This window comes from Hydrogenophaga sp. (assembly GCF_030651625.1).
GTDB lineage: Bacteria > Pseudomonadota > Gammaproteobacteria > Burkholderiales > Burkholderiaceae_C > Hydrogenophaga.
Window position 1 is genome coordinate 97,176 of sequence record NZ_JAUSCF010000024.1, and the last position, 26,052, is coordinate 123,227.

Genomic DNA, 26,052 nt, shown 5'->3' on the forward strand with positions numbered 1-26,052 from the left:
GCGCCGTCCGGGGTGCGTGTGTTCGCCCCCCGGACACCATCGCAAAAAAAAGCCACCCGAAGGTGGCTTTTGATGGAGCTGGGTTCGATCAGAACTTCACGCCCACACCGACGGTGATGCCGTCGACCTTGATACCCTTGCGGTCGTAGTAGCGCATGTAGTCGCCGTTGATCGAAAGGGCGGGTGTCACTGCAAAGCTGGCGCCACCACCATAAGCGAAGCTCGTGCCTCGGTCGGAGATGCTCAGGTTGCCTGCGCTGGCGCTGACCTTGGTGGTTGCAATGCCGGCACGACCGAACAGTTCCACGGTTTCGCCCAGGCGGACCTTGGGCTTGATGAAGACGCCAGCCACGTTGTCCACCTTGCCTTTGAGGCTGGCGCCACCCACACGCACGTCGTCCGATTGCATGCCCAGGCCCAGCAGACCTTCAACGGCGAGATTCGGGTTCAGTTCGTAACCAATGATGCCGCGAACCATCGAAGGATTGACCTTGGCCGAGAAGGCGGTGTCGGTCTCTTCGAAGTTGAGGTGGCTGTAGCCAAGTTCACCGTACATGCCTTGAGCCTGTGCGGTGGCCGCGGTCAGTGCCACAGCGGAGATGGCGACGATTTTGCCTAGATGTTTCATGCGAGGGGTCCTCCGATAGAGAGTGTGAAAAATGCCGCCCTCAAAAGGGGCAACACTTCAGTGGACCACCCATTCGCATCGTTGTTCCTGCTCACAGGGAAAGCAGGCGCTACGTGTGTCTCAATAGGTAAGTGCGCGGGTGAGCGGGGATGGCTCAGGTTCTGCAGATACACCCTAAAACACCTCGGTCTCGCAGGTGGATTCTCAGGTGGATGCCGCCATCTCGGTCACACCCATGGTCTGCAGTGCCTGCTCAAGACGGTGCAGGGTGGCGGGCACGTCATGCCATTTGTCGAGTCCGAACAGGCCAATGCGGAAAGTGCGGAAATCGGCCGGTTCGTCGCACTGGAGCGGCACACCTGCGGCGGCCTGCAGGCCTGCGGCCAGGAATTTCTTGCTCGACTGAATATCAGGATCGGTGGTGTAGCTCACCACGACGCCGGGCGCCTTGAAGCCCTCGGCGGCCACACTGGAAAACCCATTCCTTTCCAGCAGCTCGCGCACCTGGCGGCCCAGCTGGATTTGTTCTTCGCGCACGCGGGTATAGCCGTAGGCCTCGGTTTCCTTCATGGTGTCGCGCAGGCGCAGCAATGCGTCGGTGGGCAGGGTGGTGTGGTACGCGTGGCCCCCGCCTTCGTAGGTCTCCATGATCTGCAGCCATTTGCGCAGGTCCATGGCAAACGTGGTGCTCTGCGTGTGGTCGATGGCGGTGCGTGCGCGCGCGCTGAGCATCACCATGGCGCAGCAGGGCGAACTGCTCCAGCCCTTCTGAGGCGCCGAGATCAGGATGTCCACGCCCGTGGCCTGCATGTTCACCCACATGGCGCCCGAAGCAATGCAGTCCAGCACGAACAGGCCGCCCACCGCGTGCACCGCGTCGGCCACGGCGCGCAGGTAGTCGTCGGGCAGCATCATGCCGGCGGCCGTTTCCACATGGGGGGCGAACACCAGCGCAGGCTTCTCGCGCGCAATGGCTGCCACCACCTCGTCAATTGTGGCGGGCGACCAGGGCGCCTGTGACTCATCGGTGGCGCGGCGCGCTTTCATCACGGTGTGGCTGGCGGGAATGCTGCCCATCTCAAAGATCTGGGTCCATCGGAAACTGAACCAGCCGTTGCGGATGACCAGCACGTGCTTGCCGTGGGCAAACTGTCGCGCCACCGATTCCATGCCGAAGGTGCCACTACCGGGCACCAGCACCGCCGAATGAGCCCCGTACACGCGCTTGAGCATGGCCGATATGTCGGTCATCACGCCCTGGAAGCGCTTGGACATGTGGTTCAGCGCGCGATCGGTGTAGACCACCGAAAACTCGTAAAGACCATCGGGATCGATATCGGGCAGCAGTCCGGGCATGGGAGGTCTCCTGGTAGGGTCTTGCAATCAGACTTTCAGATTAGCACAGGCCCTGCCCGATCGCAGCTTCTGGGGCCACTGGCGATCCAGCCAGGTGTGCTGCGTTGCCGGGCCCAGGCTGCCGCCCTCTTCTTTGCGAGCCGCGCGCAGCCGCGCCCCGGCAGCCCGGTCAGCGTGCGCGCCGGATGCGAAGGATTTCGTCGAGGATCAGGCAGATGGCACCGATGGTGATGCCCGCATCGGCAACGTTGAAGGCCGGGAAATGGCCGCCATGGAAGATGCCGGAGAGGAAAGCCCAGTGGAAATCGAAGAAGTCCACCACATAGCCGTGCAACGGGCGGTCGATCAGGTTGTTGCCGATGGCGCCACCCAGGATGCAGGCCAGCGCAAAGGAAAACAGCCGCTGCCCCCGGTGCGCACGCAGCATCCAGACGATGAACACCGTGGCAACGACACCGATGCCGGTGAAGAACCAGCGCTGCCAACCCCCCGCCGAAGCCAGGAAGGAAAAGGCCGCGCCAGAGTTGTGCACTCGCACGATGTTGAAAAAGCCCGTCACATAGGTGCTGTCGCCCAGCTCGTAGTTGAGCAGGATGAGCACCTTGGTGAGCTGGTCCAGCAACACGATGAGTGCGGCCAGACCCAGCCAGGGCCAGATGGGAGCGCGGTCGTTGTCCATCAGGCGACCTTGCGAGCTTCGCCCATGCCCGTACCTGCCGCTTCGGCCAGGTTGCTCACACAGCGGCCGCAGATCGTGGGGTGCTCAGCGTGGCTGCCCACGTCATCGCGGTAGTGCCAGCAGCGCTCGCACTTGGCGGCGGTGGCGGGCACCACCTCGATGTCCAGCGCGTCCCCTTGCAGCAAAGTGACCTGGGACACGATGAACACGAATTTCAGATCGTCGCCAAGCGAGGACAACAAGGCGTAATCAACGGCAGGCATGGTGATGCGCACGGTGGCTTGCAACGAAGAGCCCACCTGGCCCGCTTCGCGAACGGTCTCGATCTCCTTGTTCACGGCGTTGCGCAGCTCGCACACACGCTCCCACCGGCTGAGAAGGGCGGTATCGGCCGGAGCCATGCTCGCAAAGGTCTCGAAGAAGATCGAACCCTGGTTCTGCGGCCCCGCCAGCACCGGCCAGGCCTCTTCGGCCGTGAAGCTCAGGAAGGGCGCCATCCAGCGCAGCATGGCGTGGGTGATCTGGTGCAGCGCGGTCTGGGCGCTGCGGCGGGCCAGGCTCCTGGGTGCCGTGGTGTAGAGGCGGTCCTTGAGCACGTCGAGGTAGAACGCACCCAGATCTTCCGAGCAGTAGACCTGCAACTTGGACACCACCGGGTGGAACTCATAAACCTCGAAGTGGGCGAGTACCTCGGCCTGAAGCTGTGCCGCGCGGGCCAGGGCGTAGCGGTCGATCTCCAGCATCTGGTCGAATGGTACGGCGTCCCTGGCCGGGTCGAAGTCGCTCACGTTGGCCAGCAGGAAGCGCAGCGTGTTGCGAATGCGACGGTAGGCATCGACCACGCGGGCGAGGATCTTCTCGTCGATGTTGAGGTCACCCGAGTAGTCGGTGGATGCCACCCACAGGCGAACAATTTCCGCGCCCAGCTTGCTGTTGACGCTCTGGGGCTCCACTGTGTTGCCCAGGCTCTTGCTCATCTTGCGGCCCTGGCCGTCGGTGGCGAAACCGTGGGTCAGCAGACCTTTGTAAGGCGCGCGATCATGGAGCGCACAGCCCAGCAACAGCGAGCTGTGGAACCAGCCGCGGTGCTGATCGTGTCCTTCGAGGTACAGGTCTGCTTCGGGGCCGTTGTCGTGGTACGGCAGGCGGTCGTAGGCCTGCGCGTGGCTGCCGCGCAGCACATGCTGGAAGGTCGATCCCGAGTCGAACCAGACCTCCAGAATGTCGGTGCTCTTGGTGTAATTCGGCGCGTCGGTCGATCCCAGGATCTCTTCGGCAGTGACACGGCTCCAGGCTTCAATACCGCCTTTCTCCACGATGTCGGCCGCCTGATCGAGAATTTCCATGGTGCGCGGGTGCAGCTCGCCCGAATCCTTGTGCAGGAAGAACGGCACCGGCACACCCCAGCTGCGCTGGCGGCTGATGCACCAGTCGGGCCGGTTGGCGATCATGTCGCGCAGACGCACCTTGCCGTTTTCCGGGTAGAAGCTGGTCTGTTCGATGGCGTCCAGCGCCAATTGACGCAGGGTCCTGGTCGCCTTGTCCCTGGTGAAAACGCCCTCGCCCTCATCCATGCGCACAAACCACTGGGCCGCTGCGCGGTAGATCACTGGGGTCTTGTGGCGCCAGCAGTGCGGGTAGCTGTGGGTGATGGTCTGCGTGGCCATCAGGCGACCGGCGTTCTTCAGCGCCTCCAGGATCACGGGCACGGCTTTCCAGATGTGCAGGCCACCGAACAAGGGAAATTCCTCTGCGTAGGCGCCATTGCCCTGTACCGGGTTCAAGATGTCGTCGTACGCCAGGCCGTTGGCGACGCAGGAATTGAAGTCGTCCAGGCCGTAGGCGGGCGACGAGTGCACGATGCCGGTGCCGTCGGCGTCGCTCACATAATCGGCCACATACACGGGCGACAAGCGCTGGTAGCCCGCATCCACGTCGAACAGCGGGTGGCGGAAATTCAGGCCGCCGAGCTTGTCGCCTCGGGCGGTTGCCAGCACAGTGCCGGAAAGGCCGAAGCGCTCCAGGCATTTCTCAACCAGGGTTTCGGCCAGCACCAGGCAGCCCATGGGCGTGTCCACCAGTGCGTAGGTGAATTCGGGGTGGGCATTGAGCGCCTGGTTGGCCGGTATGGTCCAGGCGGTGGTGGTCCAGATCACCACGAAGGCGGACTTGCCCGCGGGCAGGGTGGGCAGACCGAAGGCGGCGGCGAGCTGGACTGCATCGTCGGTTTCGAAAGCCACGTCCAGCGTCTCGCTTTTCTTGTCGGCGTATTCGATCTCGAATTCCGCCAGCGAAGAGCCACAGTCGAAGCACCAGTACACCGGCTTCAGGCCGCGGTAGACAAAGCCACGCTCGATCACGCGTTTAAACGCGCGAATTTCACCCGCCTCATTGGCCGGGTCCATGGTGCGGTAGGGGCGTTCCCAGTCGCCGAGCACGCCCAGGCGCTTGAAATCCTCGCGCTGCTGGCCGATCTGTTCGGTAGCGAACGCGCGGCTCTTGGCCTGCATGTCGTCACGCGAGAGTTTGCGCCCGTGCAGTTTTTCGATCGCATTTTCGATCGGCAGGCCGTGGCAGTCCCAACCGGGGATGTACTGGGCGTCAAAGCCCGCCAGCTGGCGGCTCTTGACGATCATGTCCTTGAGGATCTTGTTCAGTGCGTGACCGATGTGCAGCTTGCCGTTGGCGTAGGGCGGGCCGTCATGCAGCACAAACAGGGGAGCACCGTGGCGCGCCACGCGCAGGCGCTGGTACAAACCTTCATCGTTCCACGCCTGGACCCAGCCCGGCTCGCGCTTGGGCAGGTCGCCACGCATGGGGAAAGGCGTGTCGGGCATGTTCAGCGTGGTGCGATAAGCACCGCCACCGGCGTCTGACTTGGCGGGGGGAGCAGCAGGTTTCTCAGCCATGATGGGTTCGGATAGGGCTTCGACAGGCTCAGCCCGAACGGACCGGATGCTGCTGGGACACACAAGCCACGCAGCGTGGGGAAGAGGAGAAAACCGATCGCCCTGAGCCTGTCGAAGGGCAGCGACCGGGACCGCTCATGTCGTCAAATTCGGTCGCGGGTGGTTTGGCGGTGGGTCTGCACGTAGGCCTGGGGCGGCAGCGCGGCAAAGAAGGCACGTGCGTCGTCGCAGTCGTTCGCTATTCCCCTGGTAAGGGCTTCCAGACTGTCGTACTTCAGTTCATCGTGCAGTTTGTGCAGCAGTTCCACACGGATGATTTTACCGTAGGCCTCCCCCTCGTTCAGGGCGCTCGCCATGGCCTGCGGCCATTCGAGGCAATGGGTCTCCAGCAACACGCGCCCGCCATTGACATCACCCGGGTCGAGCGAAGGTCGTATGCCAAGGTTGGCCACGCCGGGGAGCGGCGCTGAATCAGGCTCAGGGCCGAGCCCATGCACATGCACGGCGAAGATGCCGCTGGCGGCTGGCTTCCAATGGGAAAATCGCAGATTGAGCGTGCGAAAACCGTCGCCTTTGCCTGCTGCGCTGGCACCCAGTTCGCGGCCCAGCTTGCGCCCGTGGACCACGTGCCCACTGATGCTGTAAGGACGGCCAAGCAGGGCCGTCACATCGTCCATGCGACCGGCAGACAAGGCTTCTCGCACCGCCGAGCTCGACACCCGTAACCCATGCACCTCATAGCTCTGCATGCGCGCCACGTCGAAACCCATTCGGCCGCCCGCCGCGTCCAGCATGGCGTAGTCGCCTTTGCGCTGCGCACCAAAACAGAAATCGTCGCCGACCAGCACGTAACGCACCCCCAGCGCCTGAACCAGCGTGTCTTCTATGAACGATGGCGCTGTCTGCGTGGCCAGGGCAGCGTTGAAAGGCAACACCACGCATTCGTCAACACCACAGCGCGACAGTTCCTGGAGCTTGTCGCGAAGCGTGGCGATGCGGGCCGGGGCCAGCTCGGGTTTGCGGTGCAGTGCGGCGAAATAGTCTCTGGGATGCGGCTCGAACGTCATGACGCAGCTCGGCACATGGCGGTGGCGGGCCTCGCTGTTGAGCAATGCCAGCATGGCCTGGTGCCCACGATGCACACCATCGAAATTGCCGATCGTCAGCGCGCGGCCTGCTGCCGCCTGGCTGGGCTTGTTCTGTTGCAGGTTCCAGAGTCCTCGAATGATTTTCATGGGAGATATTGCATCCGGCACGGGCTTTGCATGGTGGCCGGTATTTTTGTCACAGAAGCACGGTATATTGACACACGCAGCTCGCGCGCCATCGTGGCGGATGCGCGGTGTGCTGAAGGCAGATTGTCCGGTTGTGTTTCAACATGGAGGTGGGTCTTGAAGGTTCTGAAGCTGTCTGCTCAGGGGCTCCCGCAGTCCTGGATCAGCCTGGAAGAAGCGGTGCTGCACTACGCTGCGGATGAAGTGCGCTGGGAAATGGGCGCGGAGATTGCCGTGTTCCACGGTGGTCACAACGCGGTCACCGGGCTGCAGTCGATCATCACCATCAACTCCATCATCGGCACCCAGGGGGTTCCGCGCATCAATCCCTTCGACCTGCGCCCCACCTTGACCAACAGCAAGCTGTTTGCGCGCGACCGCAACGTGTGCGCCTATTGCGGCAACCACTTTCACGAAGAAGACCTGACCCGGGAACACATTCAGCCGTTGGGGCAAAACGGGCGGGATCTCTGGATGAACGTGGTCACGGCGTGCAAGTCGTGCAACCACCGCAAGGGCAACCGCACGCCCGAGCAGGCCCACATGCCGCTGCTTTACGCACCCTATGTGCCCAGTCTGTGGGAGGATTTCATCTTGCGCAACCGCCGCATTCTGGCCGACCAGATGGAGTTCCTGATGTCCCATTTGCCGAAGACGTCGCGTTTGCACGCCTGACAAAGCCGATGTGGGCCAGTCCAGCAAGGACCGCTCCGGTTGGGATTTCAGTAGGTCAGCTCAAGCACCACCACACGGTTTTCCACTGCGGGCCATGTCCGTCCGGTGATCTGCTCTCCATTGAACACAGCAGTGATGGGGCGCACACCTTCCTGAGCCAGATTGAGCTTGGTGCTTGACACACCTGCGCCTGAGGATGGCACACCCGGCAAGGCCTTGCCATCCAAAGACATGGTGTCGCGCTCGGCATCGAAGTAGCCGCGAGGGCGGGTCAGGGTGATGGTGGATTTGGCGTCCTTGTCGGCAGCCGCTGGACGCTCGGCACGCAAATGAATCAGATCGCTGGAGCGGGGAAACGGGCTGCGGTAGATATGGGTGGTGGCATAGCCCGGTGCGCTGATCACGAATTCGTAGGGTACCCCCGCTTGCGCCGTGAACGGCCCCCACTGTCCGTCCGTACCCACAACCTTGCTGTGCGCGGCTTCGCCCAACCTTTCGCCGGTGGCGGGCTGGGTCGCGTAGACCGCGAGTTGGGCGCCGGGTAGCGCCAGGTTGTTGCTGTAGTTGCCGGTGGCCGGGTCGGTGGGCACCAGACCGAGTCCCGTGATCTTGCCATTGAGCACGATCGGAGTCTTGGGCTGGATGATGGAAGTGGTCGCATCTTTGCCGGTGATGAACCGGTAGGTGGCCTCGAAAGCCGCCTGCGAAAACGAAGTCTCGCGGTGGTCGACGCGTGGCAACACCACGTTGTTCGCACCCTTGAGTGCGGGGCCGTCGAAGCTCACGTTGGTGGGTGTGCCTTTTGCACCGATCCACAAACCGTCCGGCTGGGCAAACTTGTCGTTGTTGTCCGAGCGGATCGTCATCCACTTCACTGGCCCGGTGACTTCGTCGCCAGCGGCGTTCTTGGGTGCATTGAGCGCGGTGAGGAAGGGTCCCGTGCCTGAAAATTCATTCGCTTCGCGAAAGCCCTTGACGGCCCACACGCCGTGGTTGGGCGTGCCACCCAGAACGGCGTGGCTCACTGTCTTGTCGCCGCCACCATTCTGGATGTGGTTGCGGATCGCGTAGCCACCGCGTGAGTTGCCGACCAGCACCACCTGCTTCGCACCGGTGGATTGCAGCACCTTTTCCACTTCGCCTTTCAGGAAAGCCATGTGTTCGGTGGTCGACGTGCGCCCGGGCTGGGCCTTGCTGTCGTCGTCGCGTGCGAGCGGGTAGGGCAGGTTGATGGCATGCAGGCGCTCGCTGGGCCAGCCGTTGGATTCAAATCGCCAGACCGTGGTCTGCCAGATCGAGGCCGAGTCGCCGTTGCCGTGCACGAACACGATAGGCGGATGTGCTGCATCGGGTGACGTGGTGGCGCAGGCGGTTAGAAACAGGCCGCTGGCGGCCAGGGTGAGGAGCGTGCGGCGTGTGGTCATGGGTTGACGTGGATGTGTGAGCGGGGTGAAACAAATCGGCCCGCATTTGCGGGCCGTTGATGGAAAGGGAAGGCTTAGGCGAAAACACCCGCCGTGTCCTGCATTCGCTGCGACACCTCGCCCAGGTGGTGCAAGCTGTCTCCATACGTCATTTCAAGCTGCGTGAGCTTCTTGAAGTAGTGGCTGACGATGTATTCGTCCGTCACGCCAATGCCGCCGTGCAGCTGCACCGCCTGCTGGCCCACGAAGCGCATGGACTGCCCCAGCTGCACTTTGGCGCGCGCCATGGCTGCACGGCGCTCGGTTGTGGGCGCGTTGAGCTTGAGGCTGGCGTAGTAGCTCATGGAGCGTGCCAGCTCCAGCTGCATTTTCATGTCGGCCACGCGGTGGCGCAGCGCCTGGAAGGTGGCGATGGCCACGCCGAACTGCTTGCGTGTGTTCATGTACTCGACGGTGATGGACACCGTCTTGTCCATCACCCCAACCGCTTCGGCGCAAGCGGCGGCGATACCGATGTCCACGCCATGCTCCAGCGCGGTCAGACCATCGGTGGTGATCAGTTGGGCCGGTGCATCCTTGAGCGTCAGATCTCCTGCCCGGCTGCCGTCCTGCGTCAAGTGGCCGCTCGTGTCCACGCCCGATGCGGTCCTTTCCACCAGGAACAGCGCCATCTTGCCCGCAGCCATGGCAGGCACCACGTAGGCGTCGGCCTGATCAGCGGCAGGCACGAGGTTCTTGGTGCCCGAAAGGGTCCAACCGCTGCCCGCCGGGGTAGCGGTGGTGGTGCACACATCGAGCTTGTAGCGGGCCTTGCGCTCCTGCTGTGCCAGCACCACCAGTGCCTCGCCCGAAGCCATGCGGGGCAGCCAGGCCGCCTTGAGTTCTGCCGGGGCATAGCCGCCGAGCACACCTGAAGTGATGAGTGTCTGGGCGAGCGGTTCGAGCACGATGCCACGTCCCAGCTCTTCCATGACCACCATGCCTTCGACGGGGCCCATGCCCAGGCCACCGTCGTCTTCGCTCACATAGAGGCCCGCCAGTCCCAGCTCGGCCAGCTCGCCGTAGGCGACGCGGTCAAAGCCGCCAGCGGTGACGATGGCTCGGCGGCGCTCGAAGTCGTAGCCCTTTTCCACCCACTTCTGAACCGCATCGCGCAACGCGCCTTGATCTTCACTGAAATCGAAGTCCATTTGTATCTCCTGAAGCCGTTGTTTCGGTGCCTGTCAAATGCGCATTGCTGTGCTTCTTGCAGGGCTGTGACAGGTGCCGCCGCAGCGGAAGTTATCCAAGCACCGTCTGAGCGACGATGTTGCGCTGCACTTCGTTGCTGCCGCCGTAGATGGTGGTCTTTCGCATGTTGAAGTAGGTCGAGGCGAGTGGCGCGTTGGCCACGACGCCGCCAGGGAAGTCGCCTTGCCAGCCGGCCTCCATTGCTTCTTCAATGAAGGGCAGGCTGTAGGGGCCAGCGGCCAGCATCATCAGTTCGGTGTAGCGCTGCTGGATTTCGCTGCCCTTGATCTTGAGCAGACCGGCGATGTCGAGCGAGTTTTTGCCTGACTTTTCGGCCGAGAGCACGCGCAGCACCAGCATTTCCAGTGCCACCACGTCCACTTCCAGCAGTGCGATCTGGTCACGGAAGCGCGTGTCGTCCCAGACGCCTTCGGTCTTGGCAATGCGCTTGAGTCGCTCCAGTTCGCGCTTGGCGCGGTTCACATCCGCAATGTTGGTGCGCTCATGGCTGAGCAGGTGTTTGGCGTAGGTCCAGCCCTTGTTTTCTTCGCCGATCAGGTTTTCTGCTGGCACTTCCACGTTGTCGAACCACACCTCGTTGACCTCGCACTCGCCGTCGAGCAACTTGATGGGGCGCACCGACACACCAGGCGACGACATGTCTATCAGCAGGAAGGAAATGCCGGTTTGTGGCTTGCCCTCGGTGCTGGTGCGGACCAGACAGAAGATCCATTCACCGTACTGGCCCAGCGTGGTCCAAGTCTTCTGGCCGTTGACGATGTATTTGTCACCCTGGCGCTCGGCGCGGCACTTCACGGAAGCAAGGTCGGATCCCGCCCCTGGTTCGCTGTAGCCCTGGCTCCACCAGACTTCGCCACTGGCGATGCCGGGCAGAAAGCGCTCTTGCTGCTCCTTGTTGCCGAAGGCCATGATGACGGGGGCGACCATCACGGGGCCAAAGGGCACCACGCGCGGCGCACCGGCGAGGGCGCATTCTTCTTCGAACAGATGTTTCTGCACCGCGTTCCAGCCCGGGCCGCCAAATTCCTTGGGCCAACCCCAGCCCAGCCAGCCTTTTTTGCCCAGAATCTTCGCCCAGCCCTGCAAGTCGTCTCGCGTCAGTCGCAGGGCGTTGTGGACCTTCTGTGCGGTTTCGGCTGGCAGGTTGGCTTTGACCCAGCCGCGGATCTCTTCGCGAAACGCCTGTTCTTCAGGCGTGAATGCCAAATCCATGGGATGTCTCCTGGTGGCCGCCACGTGCTTGTGACGACATATTGAACAACACCCTGCAGTTTGGCACGACCGTTCGTTTTATTCCTGTCCGGGCTGCGACAAGCCGAGTTGTTCATGCAGGTTCTTCATCTGGTCTTGCAAAGTCGCCACGGTGTCTTCCAGCTGAGACAACCTCCGCGTGAGCGCGATCACGTCGTCTTCCGTGGCCGAAGTCCCCGAGACTGAGAATGGGCCCGGCGCAAGCAGCGCCGCATCCACCGGACCGCAGAGCAGGTGCGCCCACCGCTGTTCCCTGGCGCCCGGCGCTCTGGGCAGTTTCACGACCAGTGGACCGCCTTTATCTTCACTGCGATCCTGCAGCTCTTCCAGGAACGCGTCAACCGACGCAATGTCCAGAAATTTGTACCACCGTTCGGAGTTGAGTCGCAGTTCACCCGCTGTTTGTGGCCCCCTCAGCATCAGCATGCCCAGCAGCACGGCTGACTGCTCGGGCACGGCGACCGCGCGCATGAAGTTGTGTTCAAAGCGGGTGACGCGGCTGCCGCTGCTCTCCAGCACCAGGTGCACAGCGCGCAGTCCGTCCAGCGCCTCCAGCACCTGTGCTTCGGCCAGTTGCATCACCGGATCCCGGCTGGATTTCTGGTTGCAGCCCGTGACCAGCGTGTTGAGCGTGAGCGGGTAGCTGTCGGGTACCGTGCGGGCTTTCTCCATCAGTGTGCCCAAAGTCCGCGCTTCTGCGGCGGACAGCGGCCGTTGCCCAAAGTCGTGTCCCCGTGGGCGGGACGTTGAGTTGAAGGGGGTGAGGTCTGAGGTCATTACACTTCCCGGCCATGTCTGGCGTGAACAAAAACATCGTGATTCTGATCTCTGGCGGCGGCTCCAACATGGCAGCCATCGTCCAGGCGTCGCGTGAAAGGCAATGGGCGGCACGGTTTGGCGCGAGGGTGGCGGCGGTGGTCAGCAACAGGGCCACGGCCCAGGGACTGGAGTGGGCAGCCAGCGAAGGCATTCCGTCGGCCGTGGTGGATCACCGGCAGTTTGTGCAGCGTGAAGCCTTCGACCATGCCCTGATGGCCGAAATTGACGCCTACAGCCCCGTCTTGGTCGTACTCGCAGGCTTCATGCGCATTCTGACGCCAGGATTCGTTCAGCACTACGAAAACCGGCTGGTCAACATTCACCCGAGCCTGTTGCCGGCATTCACCGGATTGAACACCCACCAGCGCGCCATCGACATGGGCTGCCGTTTTGCCGGTGCCACCGTGCACCGCGTCACCAGCGAACTGGATCACGGCGCGATCCTCGATCAGGCCGTGGTGCCCGTGCTGCCGGGCGACACGGCAGAGGCGCTGGCCGCGCGGGTGCTGACGCAGGAACACATCATCTACCCGCGAGCGGTGGAGCGGCTGCTAGTGTGCTGTCCCGCAAATAGTTGCATGAAATGAAGCCGATGAATTCGCGCCCAGGGCAAGGCGCAAACCGCAGCGATAGCCTGTGCTATCGCGAGGATTTGCAACGCAGCCATGGGTGTGAAGGCACAGTTTCATATGCAAGTTATTTGCGGGACAGGACACTAGTGGCATAGGGTCTGCTCACACTGTTTCCAGTCCATTCTCACTTGGAAAAACAGTGTGAACAGACCCTAATCAGACGCCCTTTGCGAACACCAGACCCGCGTGTTCCCGCATGGCGTGGAACCTGATCTTGGGCCAGTTCGCCTCCACCGCACGCAGCGTGGCGGCATGGTCCACCAGCAGGGTCGGGGCGTCCACCGCGTCCAGCGCCACGCGGTGGCTGTTGGCATCGATGAACTTCTTGAGTTCGATTTCGCCGCCGTCTTCCGGTGCGCAGGTCACCCAGCGGGCCACCTGGTAAGGGCTGCCCATGATTCTGGCCTTCACGCCGTATTCGTGCTCCAGCCGGTGCGCCACCACTTCAAACTGCAACTGCCCTACGGCGCCCAGCAGCAGCACCGAGCCCGCGACCGGGCGGAACACCTGAATGGCTCCTTCTTCACCCAACTGGGTCAGACCGGCGCGCAACTGCTTGGTCCGAAGGGGGTCGGCCACTTCCACGCTGCGGATGATTTCCGGGGCGAAGAAGGGCAGGCCCGTGAACTGCAGGTTCTCACCTTCGGTGAGGGTGTCACCAAGCTGCAGCACGCCATGGTTGGGGATGCCGATGATGTCGCCGGCAAAGGCCTCGTCCAGCAGCTCGCGTCGCTGAGAGAGAAAGCTCACGACGGTGTTCGGCCGCAGATCCTTCCCGCTGCGCACCACTTTGAGTTTCATGCCGCGCACAAAATGGCCGCTGGCCAGCCGCACGAAGGCGATGCGGTCGCGGTGTGCCGGGTCCATGTTGGCCTGGATCTTGAACACCACGCCGGTGAACTTTGGTTCTTCCGGCTTGACCACGCGCTGCAGGGCAGGGCGCTCGCCAGGTGGAGGCGCCAGATCCACCAATGCATCGAGCACTTCGCGAACGCCGAAGTTGTTGACCGCCGAACCAAACAGCATGGGCGTTTGTTTTCCGGCCAGAAAATCGGCTTCGTCGAACGCGGGCGACGCACCCGCCACCAGCTCCAGTTCTTCGCGCGCCTGCTCAAACTCTGAGCCAAATCGCTCGCGGCTCTGCGGGTTGTCCAGGCCTGGCATGACTTCTTCGTCGCCACCCCGGCGATCTTCGCCGGCGGCGAACACGCGCATCTGGTCGGCGCGGCGGTCGTAAACGCCCCGGAAGGTCTTGCCCATGCCCACGGGCCAGGTGAAGGGCACCACCGTCATGCCGAGTTCGCGCTCGATCTCGTCCATCAGATCCAGTGGGGCCTGCACCTCGCGGTCCATCTTGTTCACGAAGGTCAGGATGGGTGTGTTGCGCGCCCGGCAGACCTGCAGCAGGCGCCGCGTCTGCGGTTCCACACCATTGCCCGCGTCGATCACCATCAATGCCGCGTCCACGGCGGTGAGCACCCGGTAGGTGTCTTCAGAGAAGTCCTGGTGGCCGGGTGTGTCGAGCAGGTTGATCACGCAGTCGCGGTATTCCATCTGCATCACCGACGAAGCCACCGAAATGCCGCGCTGCTTCTCGATCTCCATCCAGTCGGACGTGGCGTGGCGCGCAGCCTTGCGCGCCTTGACCGAGCCAGCGATGTTGATGGCGCCCGAGAACAGCAGCAGTTTCTCGGTGAGCGTGGTTTTACCCGCGTCGGGGTGGGAAATGATGGCGAACGTGCGGCGACGCTTCACCTGGGTGGAAATATCGGACATAGCCCTCCATTATCCCGCGCCATCCCAAATCCCAAATCCCAAATCCCAAATGCCAAGCCAGCCACCGGAGCGCGTAACTGGTCCAGCACACGCCGAAGCACGGCTTTGCCGGGCCAAGGGCGTGGTCCCCCTGGGGGGGAAGACGCGAAGCGGCGCAGGCGGGCGGGTGACCACGGCGCAGGGGGGCGACAATACCTTATGCACCCCAAAGCCTTGATAGAAGAGTCCGCGAACCTGATTGAACAGGTTTTCAAGTTCGAACACCCCGCCGACGCTGTGGTTTCCCGTTATTTTCGAGAGCACCGGTCGCTGGGCCCACGCGAGCGAGCCACGCTTTCCGATACGGTGTTCAACATCCTGCGCGAGCGCCTCAGGCTTGAATGGCTGGCGCGCTCGGGCAGCGGGTCCAAGTGGCGCCGGCTGGCGATACTGGCTTTCCCAGGCGACCGGGATTTCCTCAAGAGTGCGCTCACCGATGCTGAAAAAAATTGGCTGGATGCCTGCCTGGCGGTGACCGATGCCGACCTGCTGGCGCCTCATCGCCACAACCTGCCCGATTGGCTGGCGGTGGCGCTGCGCGCGCAGGTGGGTGCCGAATTCGACGAACTGGCGCAGAGTCTGAACCGGCCAGCGCCCTTGGACTTGCGTGTCAATGTCCTGAAAAAGAAGCGCGAGGCCGTGCTGAGCGAACTGGTTCAGGCGGGCCTGGTGTGCGAGCCCACGCCGTATTCGCCTCTGGGAATCCGCCTTCGGGGCAAGCCGTCCCTCAGCAAGGTACCGGCCTTTGTCCAGGGTGACGTGGAGGTTCAGGACGAAGGCTCGCAGTTGCTGGCGTTGTTGCTGGATGCCAAGCGCGGTGAAATGGTGGTCGATTTTTGTGCGGGTGCCGGTGGCAAGACACTGGCGATCGGCGCGGCCATGCGCAACAGCGGCCGCCTGTATGCCATGGACACTTCTGGCCACCGGCTCGATGCGCTCAAACCCCGCCTGGCCCGCAGCGGACTCTCGAATGTGCACCCGCTCGCCATCGCACACGAGCGGGACGACCGCATCAAGCGACTGGCCGGCAAGATCGACCGCGTGCTGGTGGACGCGCCGTGCTCCGGTCTGGGCACATTGCGCCGCAACCCCGATCTGAAATGGCGGCAGACCCCTGAAACTGTTGCCGCGCAAGCTCAGTTGCAGACGGCCATTCTGAAAAGTGCCGCCCGCTTGCTCAAGCCAGGCGGTCGCCTGGTGTACGCCACCTGCAGTCTGCTTCAGGCTGAAAACGAAGACGTTTGCGAAGCGTTTGGCCAATCCCACGCCAACTTTGACCCTGTGCCTGTGGCCGGTTTGCTGGAAACTTTGCACGTGCCTGGTGCCGAATCGCTTTGCGCAGGTGAGCAGCGCCAGTGGTTGCGCTTGTGGCCCCATCGGCAGGGAACGGACGGCTTCTTCGCTGCCGTCTGGCAGAAAAAAGCTTGAAAACCGGTCAAAACACCTGATCTGCATCAGTAGTTCCCACATCTGGCCCCGCTTTCGGTCCCATCTGCAGTTGGTGTTTTGCGGCGGGCCTCGTAAAATCAGGAGATATCAAGCCCATTCAGTCGGGCGGGTGAACTGATGCCTCTCGCCATCGTTGGGCGACTCTCAAGGATTTCAATGAATGCATTCGATACCGCGATCCCTGCCCTGTGGACCGGTTTGATCCAGTTTCTGGACCAGGGCCTGACCGGCGCGAGCTGGTGGCAGGCCATTCTGGTGGCGCTCCTTCTGGCGCACGTGACCATCGCCAGCGTCACGATCTACCTGCACCGCCATTCGGCGCACCGTTCACTGGATCTGCATCCCATTGCTTCGCATTTTTTCCGGTTCTGGCTCTGGCTGACCACCGGCATGGTCACCAAGGAGTGGACGGCTATTCACCGCAAGCACCACGCCAAGTGCGAGCACGAGGGGGATCCGCACAGCCCGGTGGTGTTCGGCATCAAGAAAGTGTTCTTCGAGGGCAGCGAGCTGTACCGCAGCGAAGCCAAGAACCAGGAAACCCTGGAGCGTTACGGCCACAACACACCTGACGACTGGATCGAGCGCCATCTGTATACCGGTCGATCCAAGTTGGGTGTCAGCCTCATGCTGATCATCAACGTCATGCTTTTCGGCGCGATCGGCCTGACGGTCTGGGCCATCCAGATGATCTGGATTCCCATCACGGCGGCCGGCATCATCAACGGCATTGGCCACTGGTGGGGTTACCGCAACTTCGAGGCGGCCGATGCCAGCACCAATGTGTCTCCGTGGGGCATCCTGATCGGTGGGGAAGAACTGCATAACAACCACCATACCTACCCGACATCTGCCAAGTTGTCGGTGAAGCCTTATGAATTCGACATCGGCTGGATGTACATCACCATCCTGAAGTCGGTGGGGCTGGCCACCGTCAAGAAGCTGCCGCCCAAGATGTCATTTGGCGACGTGAAGCCGGTGGCAGACGAGAAGACGCTGGAGGCCATCATTGCCAACCGCTACGAAGTGATGGCCGGCTATGCGCGTGAAATGCGGGCAGCATGCAAGAGAGAAATTGCTGCGCTGCAATCCCGCCGTGGCGATGCGTCGGCACTTCAGGTGGCCGGTCGTTGGTTGCACCGGGACGAGGACAAGGTGCCTGCTGCGGTAAGACCGCAGCTGGCGCAGGCCCGCGCCGAGCACCCGGTGCTCGACAAGATGATCACCATGCGTGAGGAGCTTCGCGCCTTGTGGTCCAGCACAAATGCCACGCGCGAACAACTGGCTGCTGACTTGCAAGCCTGGTGTCGCCGGGCGGAAGAGAGCGGCATTGTCGCTCTGCGCGATTTCTCCATTCAGCTCCGCTCCGCGCGGGTCTGAGTTGATGAGCAGGCGTGGCGGCCTGCCAACCAAAAAACCACCTTGCGAGGTGGTTTTTTTTCGCCATTCGCTTTGAAAGGTCTTCGGGCGCAACGAGCATGTACTGGTGGGCATGCCTCTTGTGGCCAGCGTTCCATGACCATGGCGAGACAGCACAGTGGTTGCATGCGATGCACGTCCGCTCCGAAGGCGCTCAGACCCGCAGTGCGTAGCACGGAGGGTGGGTCCAGTGAGCGCGACGCAGGTGACCATTTGCGCCCCGATTTTGACGACCCGACGCCATGACCGCCTATCCTCAAGGCTCAAGGCTCAAGGCGAAAAAAAGCCGCTGTGAAGACAGCGGCTTTTTCCGTCAGGAGATCCTGTGCCGAATCACTTCAGCTTGATTTCCTTGTAGTCCACGTGCTTGCGTGCCTTGGGATCAAACTTCTTGATCAGCATCTTCTCGGGCGTGGTCTTCTTGTTTTTGGTGGTGGTGTAGAAGTGACCGGTACCCGCAGTGGATTCCAGCTTGATCTTTTCGCGTCCGCCTTTGGTTGCCATGGTGTGTGCTCCTTAAGCCTGGCCGCGTGCGCGCAGGTCTGCGAGCACGGCATCAATGCCGTTTTTGTCGATCAGTCGCAGGGCGGCACCGGAGACGCGCAGACGCACCCAACGGTTTTCGCTCTCGACCCAGAAACGACGGTATTGCAGGTTCGGCAGGAACCGGCGCTTGGTTTTGTTGTTGGCGTGGGAAACGTTGTTTCCGACCATGGGCTTCTTGCCCGTTACGTCGCAGACGCGTGCCATGAGGACACTCCGATATTGTCAAACGGCCGCCACCCGAGCGATGGGGGCCTCACCTCGCCAGAAAAAGGGTGGCGGTAACCCGAATTTGCAACGCACAGCCCAATGGGCCAAATCGCAGCAAAGCCGCACATTATAGCCCGATGCGACAGATGTGGCTACCGCCAGTCGGCCCGCAGCAGCCAGGTCTCCGAAGCATGGTGACTCATTCAAGGGGCACCGCGGAACGGGCTTCGCCCGGCCGCAGGTGCCGCCCCCCTCCCAAGCCGAAGGCGCCAGAGGAGGGGGGACGCGCGCAGCGCGGCGGGGGGAGGTTACGAATTCTCCAGAAATCGCTGGGCATCAAGCGCCGCCATGCACCCGGTGCCGGCACTGGTGATGGCTTGGCGGTACACATGGTCCTGGACGTCCCCAGCCGCAAAGATGCCGGGCACGCTGGTCATGGTGGCCATGCCTTGCAGGCCGGATCGGGTCACGATGTAGCCGTCTTTCATTTCCAGTTGGCCTTTGAACAATTCGGTGTTCGGGCTGTGGCCGATGGCGATGAAGCAGCCCTTGACCGGCACGTCTTCCGTTTCACCCGATTTCACGTTCCTCAACCGCACACCGGTCACGCCCGTGTTGTCACCCAGCACCTCTTCCAGCGTGCTGTGCAGTTTGAGTTCGATCTTGCCTGTGGCCACCTTTTCCATCAGCTTGTCGATCATGATCGGCTCGGCCCTGAACGTGTCGCGGCGATGCACCAGGTAAACCTTGCTCGCGATGTTGGACAGGTAGAGCGCCTCTTCCACTGCCGTGTTGCCGCCACCGACCACGCTACAGACTTCGTTGCGGTAGAAAAAACCGTCGCAGGTGGCGCAGCCCGAGACACCTTTGCCCATGAACGCTTCTTCAGATGGCAGGCCGAGGTACTTGGCCGATGCACCGGTGGCGATCACGAGTGCGTCGCAACTGTATTCACCGCTGTCGCCCTTGAGCACGAAAGGTCGTTTGGAAAAATCGACCGTGTGAATGTGGTCAAACACGATTTCCGTTTTGAAGCGCTCGGCATGGGCCAGAAAGCGCTGCATCAGGTCTGGGCCCTGCACGCCGTCCACGTCGGCGGGCCAGTTGTCCACCTCCGTGGTGGTCATGAGCTGGCCACCTTGTGCTATGCCCGTGATGAGCACGGGGTTCAGGTTGGCGCGAGCGGCGTAAACGGCTGCGGTGTAGCCAGCGGGCCCGGAGCCGAGGATCAGTACTTTGGAGTGCTTCATTGATGCGGGCCCTGTAGGGTGGATGGGGCCAGTGGTTTAGAGTATGGGGGGATTGCTGTCGATAGAGCGCCGTCGCCTGGTTGCGATGGCAGTGGCTGGATTGTATGAAAGTGCGCTTTTCGCGCCATTCGCAACAAGGAATACACGCATGTCCATCCTGTCCAATCTGGATCTGATTCGCAGGGTTCCCCTGTTCTCCACTTTGACCCAGGCTCAGGCGGAAGCCGTTGCCGATTCGGTGGTCAAGCGCCGTTACCGGCGTGGCGAATGCATTGTTGAGCAAGGTAAAAAGTCGAACTGCCTGGCCATTGTGTTGACGGGGCGTGCGCGCGTGGTGACGACGGACACCCGTGGGCGGGAAGTGATTCTGGCCACCATGAATCCGGGTGACTACATTGGAGAGATGAGCCTGATCGACAACCAGCCGCATTCGGCCACTGTGCGCGCGGAGGTGCAGACCGACGTGCTGATCCTGGGCCGGGTGGAGTTCGCCCGTTGCCTGCCGGAAAACACCTCCATGGCCTACGCGGTGATGAAGGGGTTGGTACAGCGTTTGCGTCATGCCGATCGCAAGATCGAGTCGCTGGCTTTGATGGATGTGTACGGCCGTGTGGCGCGTGCCCTGCTGGAGTTTGCGCAAACTGGCAGTGACGGTATGTTGACCATCCGTGACCGTGTGTCCCGACAGGACGTGGCCAAGATGATCGGCGCTTCCCGCGAGATGGTCAGCCGCGTCATGAAGGATCTGGAAGAGCGTGGATTCATCGAGGTGCGCGAGGACGGCAGCACGGTGATCAAAGAGCGATTGAACTCGCTGGGTTGACGCCGCAGCCGCCTGGCTCGGTGCCAGGCGACCCGGTCGGGTCGCAACGTTTCGCGACCTGAATCCACTCTACCTTGGGGTAAGCTTGCCTCTGCATTTCGACGAGGCTTATGACTTATTCACTCAACACCCTCAACGCTGACCGCGCCAGTGCGTCTGCCCCTGGGGTGCCCCGTTTCACGCAGGAAATTGGTCTGGTGCTCGGCGCTGCGGCGCTTGCTTTCTGGTTGCTCGCCTTGTTGAGCCATTCACTGGCGGACCCCTCCTGGAGCACCACAGGTACCCGGGCAGAGGTAGGAAACTGGGGGGGGCGCCTGGGCGCGTTGCTCGCCGACGGCAGCTATTTTTTGCTGGGCTTTTCGGTCTGGTGGTGTTTTTTCATTGGTCTTCGCGCCTGGTTATCGGGTCTGGCCAGGTGGATTCGTGGCCACCAGGGGCTTGACTCGGGTGATACCACGCACGCTTCGGCCAGCGGCCGGCCATGGCACCGGCCGTGGGTTCGCAGGGTGTTGTTCTGGCTGGGCTTGCTGGCGCTGATGTGCGCCAGTGCGGTATTGGAGTGGAGCCGGCTCTACCGCATCGAGGACATGCTCCCAGGCCATGCAGGCGGCATGCTGGGGCAAGCCCTGGGCCCGGTGGCCATGCAATGGCTGGGGTTCAACGGGTCGACCATTCTGATGCTGGCGATACTGGTGCTCTGCCTGCCGCGCGTGTTTCGCTTCTCCTGGGGACATTGGGCCGAAGTGGTGGGGCATACCCTGGACGGCTGGTTTGAAGCCCGCCGTGAGAAACGCGAGGCGGTGGAGGATCAGCGCATCGGTGAGCAGGCCGCGCGAGAACGCGAAGTGGTGGTGGCTGTGGAACGGGTCGAGAGCGAAGAGCACCACCCCACGCCCATGGTGATCGAGCCCACGCTGGTGGACGTGCCCAAGAGCGAGCGGGTGGCCAAGGAACGGCAGAAGCCGTTGTTCAGCGAAATGCCCGACAGCAAGCTGCCGCAGGTGGATCTGCTGGACAGCGCGCCACTGCATCAGGTCGGTGTCGACAGCCAGACGCTGGAGATGACCAGCCGCCTGATCGAAAAGAAGCTCAAGGACTTTGGGGTGGAGGTGCGGGTCGTGGCCGCCGCGCCAGGCCCTGTGATCACGCGCTACGAAATCGAACCTGCCACGGGTGTGAAAGGTTCACAGATCGTGAACCTGGGGCGCGATCTGGCGCGGTCGCTCTCGCTGGTCTCCATCCGGGTGATCGAAACCATCCCGGGCAAGAACCTGATGGCACTCGAGCTGCCCAACGCCAAGCGCCAGATGATCAAGCTCAGTGAGATTCTGGGCTCACAGGTTTACAACGACGCCAAGTCGCTGCTGACCATGGGACTGGGCAAGGACATCGGCGGTCAGCCGATCGTGGCCGATCTGGCCAAGATGCCGCATTGTCTCGTGGCCGGCACCACCGGATCGGGCAAGTCGGTCGGTATCAACGCCATGATCCTGTCGCTGCTCTACAAGGCCGATGCCAAGGATGTGCGCCTGCTGCTGATCGACCCCAAGATGCTGGAGATGAGCGTCTACGAAGGCATTCCACACCTGCTGGCACCGGTGGTCACCGACATGAAGCACGCGGCCAACGGCTTGAACTGGTGCGTGGCCGAAATGGAGAAGCGCTACAAGCTCATGAGCAAGCTGGGTGTGCGCAACCTGGCTGGCTATAACGTAAAGATCGATGAGGCCAATGCGCGCGGCGAAATCATCGGCAACCCGTTCAGCCTGACCCCCGAGCAGCCCGAACCGCTGGAGCGACTGCCTTACATCGTGGTGGTGATCGACGAGCTCGCCGACCTGATGATGGTGGTGGGCAAGAAGATCGAGGAACTGATCGCGCGCCTGGCCCAGAAGGCAAGGGCGGCGGGCATCCATTTGATTCTGGCCACCCAGCGCCCCAGCGTGGACGTGATCACTGGCTTGATCAAGGCCAATATTCCCACCCGTCTGTCGTTCCAGGTCAGTAGCAAGATCGACAGCCGCACCATCCTCGACCAGATGGGTGCCGAGAGTTTGCTGGGCATGGGTGACATGCTTTACATGCCGTCCGGTACGGGATTCCCGATTCGGGTGCATGGTGCGTTTGTGAGTGACGATGAAGTGCACCGTGTGGTGGCCTACCTGAAAGAACAGGGCGGCGAGCCCAATTACATCGACGGTTTGCTGGAGTCCAGCGTCGGTGATGGTGAAGGTGGCGACATGTTTGGCGAACCCGGCGCCTCCAGTGGTGAAAAGGATGCGTTGTACGACCAGGCGGTGGAGATCGTTCTCAAGGACCGAAAAGCCAGCATTTCGTATGTGCAACGCAAACTCAAGATTGGTTACAACCGCGCCGCGCGTTTGCTGGAAGATATGGAGAACGCTGGGCTGGTCAGTGCGCTGACCTCCAGTGGGCAGCGCGACATTCTGGTGCCATCGCGCTCAGACTGAACGCAGCAGGAAACCTTGTCGGTGCAAACCGATCTGAAGCAGATGATCAAAACTTTTATGGCGGGCTGCGCGTTTGCGCTGGCTTCAATGGCCGCTCAGGCCGATGGGCTTCAGGACCTGGAGCGTTTTCTCAAGGAAGTCGGCAGCGCCCGTTCCGGTTTCACCCAGGTGGTGACATCGCCCAAGCGGGCGGGCGAGTCCGTGGCTCGCAGCAAAACATCCAGTGGGAGCTTCGAGTTTCTGCGACCGAACCGCTTCCGCTTCGAATACACCAAGCCGTTCGAGCAAACCATCGTCGCCGATGGTGAAACCTTGTGGCTGTTCGATGTGGATCTCAACCAAGTGACCGCACGCAAGCAGCAGGAGGTGCTGGGCAGCACACCCGCTGCCTTGATCGCTGCGGGCACCGATCTGCGGGCCTTGGGCGAAGTGTTCGAGCTCAAGGCCGCCCCGGCGCTTGACGGCATGGAGTGGCTGGAAGCGCGCCCGCTGGCTCGCGACGGCCAGCTCCAGATGGTCCGGGTGGGATTCAAGCTGGGGCAACTGGCCGTACTGGACATTGAAGACAGCCTGGGGCAGCGCTCGGTGCTTACGTTCACCGGCTGGCAGGGCAATGCCCGCTTGACGGCGGAGCAGTTCCGGTTCCAGCCTCCTCCCGGCGCGGACGTGATTCGCCCCTGAAGCCCCTCTTTTTGTGAGATCCCCACCCGCCAAGGGCGCTGCGTCCCAGCTCGCTCATGCTCCACTGGCCGAGCGCTTGCGGCCGCGTGTGCTGGGTGAAGTGATTGGGCAGCAGCACCTGCTGGGTGAGGGAATGGCACTGCGGCTCGCATTTGAATCGGGTCAGCCGCACAGCTGCATTTTGTGGGGCCCTCCGGGCGTGGGCAAGACGACCATTGCACGGCTGATGGCCGATGCATTTGATGCGCAGTTCATCACCATCAGCGCAGTGCTGGGTGGTGTCAAGGACATCAGGGAGGCCGTGGAACGTGCTGAAAGCGCGCGCACCGGTCTGGAGGCCCAGCGGACCATCGTTTTCGTGGACGAAGTGCACCGCTTCAACAAGAGCCAACAAGACGCCTTTTTGCCTCATGTGGAGTCGGGCTTGTTCACCTTCATCGGCGCCACCACAGAAAACCCTTCGTTTGAAGTGAATTCGGCGCTGCTGTCACGCGCGGCGGTCTACGTGCTCCAGCCGCTGGCAGAGGGCGACCTGCGTCAGATCATCGAGCGGGCTCAGGGCATTGATGCAGTGCCACCCATGGCAGATGCAGCGGCCGGGCGCCTGATTGCCTACGCCGACGGTGATGCCCGCCGGCTGCTCAACACGCTGGAGACATTGGCCGTGGCAGCGGCCAGCGAACAACTGGCGACCGTGACCGACGACTGGTTGCTGCGTGTGCTGGGCGAGCGCATGCGCCGCTACGACAAGGGCGGTGAGCAGTTCTACGACACCATCAGTGCACTGCACAAAAGCGTGCGCGGCTCGGACCCCGACGCCGCCTTGTACTGGTTCGTTCGCATGCTCGATGGGGGCGCCGACCCCCGCTACATGGCCAGGCGATTCATCCGCATGGCCAGCGAAGACATTGGCTTGGCCGACCCGCGTGCGCTCAGGATGGCACTGGACGCCGCAGAGGTGTACGAACGCCTTGGCACACCAGAGGGTGAGCTGGCTTTGGCGGAGTGCGTGGTGTACCTGGCCGTAGCGCCGAAGTCCAACGCGGTCTACAAGGCCTACAACGAGGCCAGGGCGTATGTGAAAAAGGACGGTACGCGACCCGTCCCCATGCATTTGCGCAACGCGCCGACCCGGCTCATGAAAGCGCTGGACCACGGCAAGGGCTACCGCTACGCCCATGATGAAGCCGATGGTTTTGCAGCCGGCGAACGCTACCTGCCTGATGGCATGCCGGATCCGGGCTTTTACCGACCGGTGGAGCGCGGCATGGAAATTCGCATCGCAGATAAGCTACGAGAGCTTAAAAAACGCAACGATCAGAATTCCTAATGCATCGCCAGTCGTGCTGATGCAATCCACTTCGGAGATCGCGTTCTAGGGAAAACCCGTGTCTGCTAAGGGCTTACGCGCATGGGGACTGCTTTGTCGCGTCGCTACAATCCGCCCACCAACCCGCAGTCTGCACCGTTACAAGGTCGAGTCTGGCGGGTTTTTTGCTAGGTTGAAGCGGACCGTCTGATCACGAATCGGGCGGCAGACAAACACACGGAGAACCTTCATGGACGTATTGCTTCAGCAGATCATCAATGGTCTGGTGCTGGGCAGCATGTATGCACTGGTGGCCTTGGGCTACACCATGGTGTACGGCATCATTGGACTGATCAATTTTGCCCACGGCGACGTGCTCATGGTGGGTGCACTCACCAGCTGGACGATCATCGGTGTGATGCGGGATGCCTCGCCGGGCATGCCGCTGTGGCTGGTGCTGGTGGTCGCCACGCTCATTGCGATGGTGGTCTGCGCCGCGCTGAATTTCAGCATCGAAAAGCTGGCTTACAGGCCATTGCGCAACTCACCCCGGCTGGCGCCTTTGATCACGGCCATCGGCATGTCGATCCTGTTGCAGACGCTCGCCATGATCATCTGGAAGCCGAATCCCAAGCCCTATCCCTCGCTGCTCTCGCGTCAGCCCATCGAAATAGGCGGCGCCGTGATCTCGGTGACGCAGATCGCCATCCTTGCCACCACCGTGATCGTGCTTGCGTTGTTGATGTGGATGGTCAACCGCACGAACCTGGGGCGGGCCATGCGAGCCACCGCCGAAAACCCGCGGGTGGCCGCGCTCATGGGCATCCGTCCAGACGTGGTGATCTCCGCCACCTTCATCATCGGCGCCATGCTGGCGGCGATTGCCGGGGTGATGTGGGCATCCAACTACGGCACGGTGCAGCACGCCATGGGCTTCATGCCCGGTCTCAAGGCATTCGTGGCCGCGGTCATGGGTGGCATCGGTAATCTGGGAGGTGCCGTGCTCGGGGGTGTTCTGCTCGGGTTGATCGAGGCGCTTGGCGCCGGCTATCTGGGCAAACTCACCGGCGGCTTCCTGGGCAGCCAGTACACCGACATCTTTGCCTTCATCGTGCTGGCCCTGGTGCTGACCCTGCGTCCTTCGGGTCTGCTGGGGGAGCGTGTGGCCGACCGAGCCTGACCGG

22 protein-coding genes are annotated in these 26,052 nt (G+C 62.2%); 9 read left to right on the forward strand and 13 right to left on the reverse strand.

Features of this window, described 5'->3' with window-relative positions; all coding sequences use genetic code 11:
- Positions 1-88 precede the first annotated feature (88 nt).
- The 5 genes from Q7V46_RS11455 to Q7V46_RS11475 all read right to left on the reverse strand — a co-directional run bounded on the left by Q7V46_RS11455 (position 89) and on the right by Q7V46_RS11475 (position 6,807).
- Positions 89-628: a porin family protein gene (locus tag Q7V46_RS11455; RefSeq protein ID WP_304913675.1), complete on the reverse strand. Its 540-nt coding sequence runs from the start codon at positions 626-628 to the stop codon at positions 89-91.
- Positions 629-832: 204 nt separating this feature from the next.
- Positions 833-1,984: an aminotransferase class V-fold PLP-dependent enzyme gene (locus tag Q7V46_RS11460; RefSeq protein WP_304913676.1), complete on the reverse strand. Its 1,152-nt coding sequence runs from the start codon at positions 1,982-1,984 to the stop codon at positions 833-835.
- Between the two features lie 169 nt (positions 1,985-2,153).
- Entirely contained in the window at positions 2,154-2,663 is a 510-nt protein-coding gene (gene lspA / locus Q7V46_RS11465) for a signal peptidase II (RefSeq protein WP_304913677.1), read from the reverse strand.
- Entirely contained in the window at positions 2,663-5,572 is a 2,910-nt protein-coding gene (gene ileS, locus Q7V46_RS11470) for an isoleucine--tRNA ligase (RefSeq protein ID WP_304913678.1), read from the reverse strand. Before ileS ends, lspA begins: the two co-directional genes overlap by 1 nt.
- 143 nt (positions 5,573-5,715) lie before the next feature.
- Positions 5,716-6,807, reverse strand: coding sequence for a bifunctional riboflavin kinase/FAD synthetase (locus Q7V46_RS11475; protein ID WP_304913679.1), 1,092 nt, complete (start codon positions 6,805-6,807; stop codon positions 5,716-5,718).
- 156 nt (positions 6,808-6,963) lie between these two features.
- Here Q7V46_RS11475 and Q7V46_RS11480 point away from each other — a divergent pair, with 156 nt between their 5' ends.
- The gene (locus Q7V46_RS11480) at positions 6,964-7,521 is read left to right on the forward strand and encodes an HNH endonuclease (RefSeq protein WP_304913680.1); all 558 of its coding nucleotides are present in this window, start codon (positions 6,964-6,966) and stop codon (positions 7,519-7,521) included.
- A 47-nt stretch (positions 7,522-7,568) separates the two neighbouring features.
- Here Q7V46_RS11480 and Q7V46_RS11485 read toward each other — a convergent pair whose 3' ends face one another.
- The 4 genes from Q7V46_RS11485 to Q7V46_RS11500 all read right to left on the reverse strand — a co-directional run bounded on the left by Q7V46_RS11485 (position 7,569) and on the right by Q7V46_RS11500 (position 12,224).
- Positions 7,569-8,945: an alpha/beta fold hydrolase gene (locus tag Q7V46_RS11485; protein WP_304913681.1), complete on the reverse strand. Its 1,377-nt coding sequence runs from the start codon at positions 8,943-8,945 to the stop codon at positions 7,569-7,571.
- A 74-nt stretch (positions 8,946-9,019) separates the two neighbouring features.
- Positions 9,020-10,135, reverse strand: coding sequence for an acyl-CoA dehydrogenase family protein (locus tag Q7V46_RS11490; RefSeq protein ID WP_304913682.1), 1,116 nt, complete (start codon positions 10,133-10,135; stop codon positions 9,020-9,022).
- A gap of 91 nt (positions 10,136-10,226) precedes the next feature.
- Positions 10,227-11,408, reverse strand: a complete 1,182-nt coding sequence (locus Q7V46_RS11495; RefSeq protein WP_304913683.1) for an acyl-CoA dehydrogenase family protein — start codon at positions 11,406-11,408, stop codon at positions 10,227-10,229.
- A 78-nt stretch (positions 11,409-11,486) separates the two neighbouring features.
- The gene (locus Q7V46_RS11500; protein WP_370690334.1) at positions 11,487-12,224 is read right to left on the reverse strand and encodes a YceH family protein; all 738 of its coding nucleotides are present in this window, start codon (positions 12,222-12,224) and stop codon (positions 11,487-11,489) included.
- Positions 12,225-12,238: 14 nt separating this feature from the next.
- On the opposite strand from Q7V46_RS11500, the gene purN reads away from it, so the two are divergent.
- Positions 12,239-12,853, forward strand: a complete 615-nt coding sequence (gene purN, locus Q7V46_RS11505; protein ID WP_304913684.1) for a phosphoribosylglycinamide formyltransferase — start codon at positions 12,239-12,241, stop codon at positions 12,851-12,853.
- A gap of 201 nt (positions 12,854-13,054) precedes the next feature.
- Here the strand turns inward: purN and Q7V46_RS11510 are convergent, their stop codons facing one another.
- Positions 13,055-14,674: a peptide chain release factor 3 gene (locus tag Q7V46_RS11510; RefSeq protein ID WP_304913685.1), complete on the reverse strand. Its 1,620-nt coding sequence runs from the start codon at positions 14,672-14,674 to the stop codon at positions 13,055-13,057.
- Between the two features lie 198 nt (positions 14,675-14,872).
- Here Q7V46_RS11510 and Q7V46_RS11515 point away from each other — a divergent pair, with 198 nt between their 5' ends.
- The gene (locus Q7V46_RS11515; RefSeq protein ID WP_304913686.1) at positions 14,873-16,141 is read left to right on the forward strand and encodes an RsmB/NOP family class I SAM-dependent RNA methyltransferase; all 1,269 of its coding nucleotides are present in this window, start codon (positions 14,873-14,875) and stop codon (positions 16,139-16,141) included.
- Between the two features lie 177 nt (positions 16,142-16,318).
- Entirely contained in the window at positions 16,319-17,542 is a 1,224-nt protein-coding gene (locus Q7V46_RS11520; protein ID WP_304913687.1) for a fatty acid desaturase, read from the forward strand.
- Between the two features lie 372 nt (positions 17,543-17,914).
- Here Q7V46_RS11520 and rpmG read toward each other — a convergent pair whose 3' ends face one another.
- The 3 genes from rpmG to trxB all read right to left on the reverse strand — a co-directional run bounded on the left by rpmG (position 17,915) and on the right by trxB (position 19,584).
- Positions 17,915-18,085, reverse strand: a complete 171-nt coding sequence (rpmG, locus tag Q7V46_RS11525) for a 50S ribosomal protein L33 (RefSeq protein WP_068173845.1) — start codon at positions 18,083-18,085, stop codon at positions 17,915-17,917.
- A gap of 12 nt (positions 18,086-18,097) precedes the next feature.
- The gene (gene rpmB / locus Q7V46_RS11530; RefSeq protein ID WP_056269541.1) at positions 18,098-18,331 is read right to left on the reverse strand and encodes a 50S ribosomal protein L28; all 234 of its coding nucleotides are present in this window, start codon (positions 18,329-18,331) and stop codon (positions 18,098-18,100) included.
- Between the two features lie 311 nt (positions 18,332-18,642).
- Entirely contained in the window at positions 18,643-19,584 is a 942-nt protein-coding gene (gene trxB / locus Q7V46_RS11535; protein WP_304913688.1) for a thioredoxin-disulfide reductase, read from the reverse strand.
- A gap of 148 nt (positions 19,585-19,732) precedes the next feature.
- Between trxB and Q7V46_RS11540 the strand changes: the two genes are divergently transcribed.
- The 5 genes from Q7V46_RS11540 to Q7V46_RS11560 all read left to right on the forward strand — a co-directional run bounded on the left by Q7V46_RS11540 (position 19,733) and on the right by Q7V46_RS11560 (position 26,048).
- Positions 19,733-20,407, forward strand: coding sequence for a Crp/Fnr family transcriptional regulator (locus Q7V46_RS11540; protein ID WP_304913689.1), 675 nt, complete (start codon positions 19,733-19,735; stop codon positions 20,405-20,407).
- 110 nt (positions 20,408-20,517) lie between these two features.
- Positions 20,518-22,878 carry a DNA translocase FtsK gene (locus Q7V46_RS11545; protein WP_304913690.1) on the forward strand — a complete coding sequence of 787 codons (2,361 nt, stop codon included), beginning with the start codon at positions 20,518-20,520 and terminating at the stop codon, positions 22,876-22,878.
- 42 nt (positions 22,879-22,920) lie between these two features.
- Positions 22,921-23,559, forward strand: a complete 639-nt coding sequence (gene lolA / locus Q7V46_RS11550) for an outer membrane lipoprotein chaperone LolA (RefSeq protein WP_304913691.1) — start codon at positions 22,921-22,923, stop codon at positions 23,557-23,559.
- Between the two features lie 13 nt (positions 23,560-23,572).
- Positions 23,573-24,889, forward strand: coding sequence for a replication-associated recombination protein A (locus tag Q7V46_RS11555; RefSeq protein ID WP_304913692.1), 1,317 nt, complete (start codon positions 23,573-23,575; stop codon positions 24,887-24,889).
- A 229-nt stretch (positions 24,890-25,118) separates the two neighbouring features.
- A complete protein-coding gene (locus Q7V46_RS11560; RefSeq protein ID WP_304913693.1) occupies positions 25,119-26,048 on the forward strand; it encodes a branched-chain amino acid ABC transporter permease in 930 nt (309 codons plus the stop codon).
- Positions 26,049-26,052: the final 4 nt, after the last annotated feature.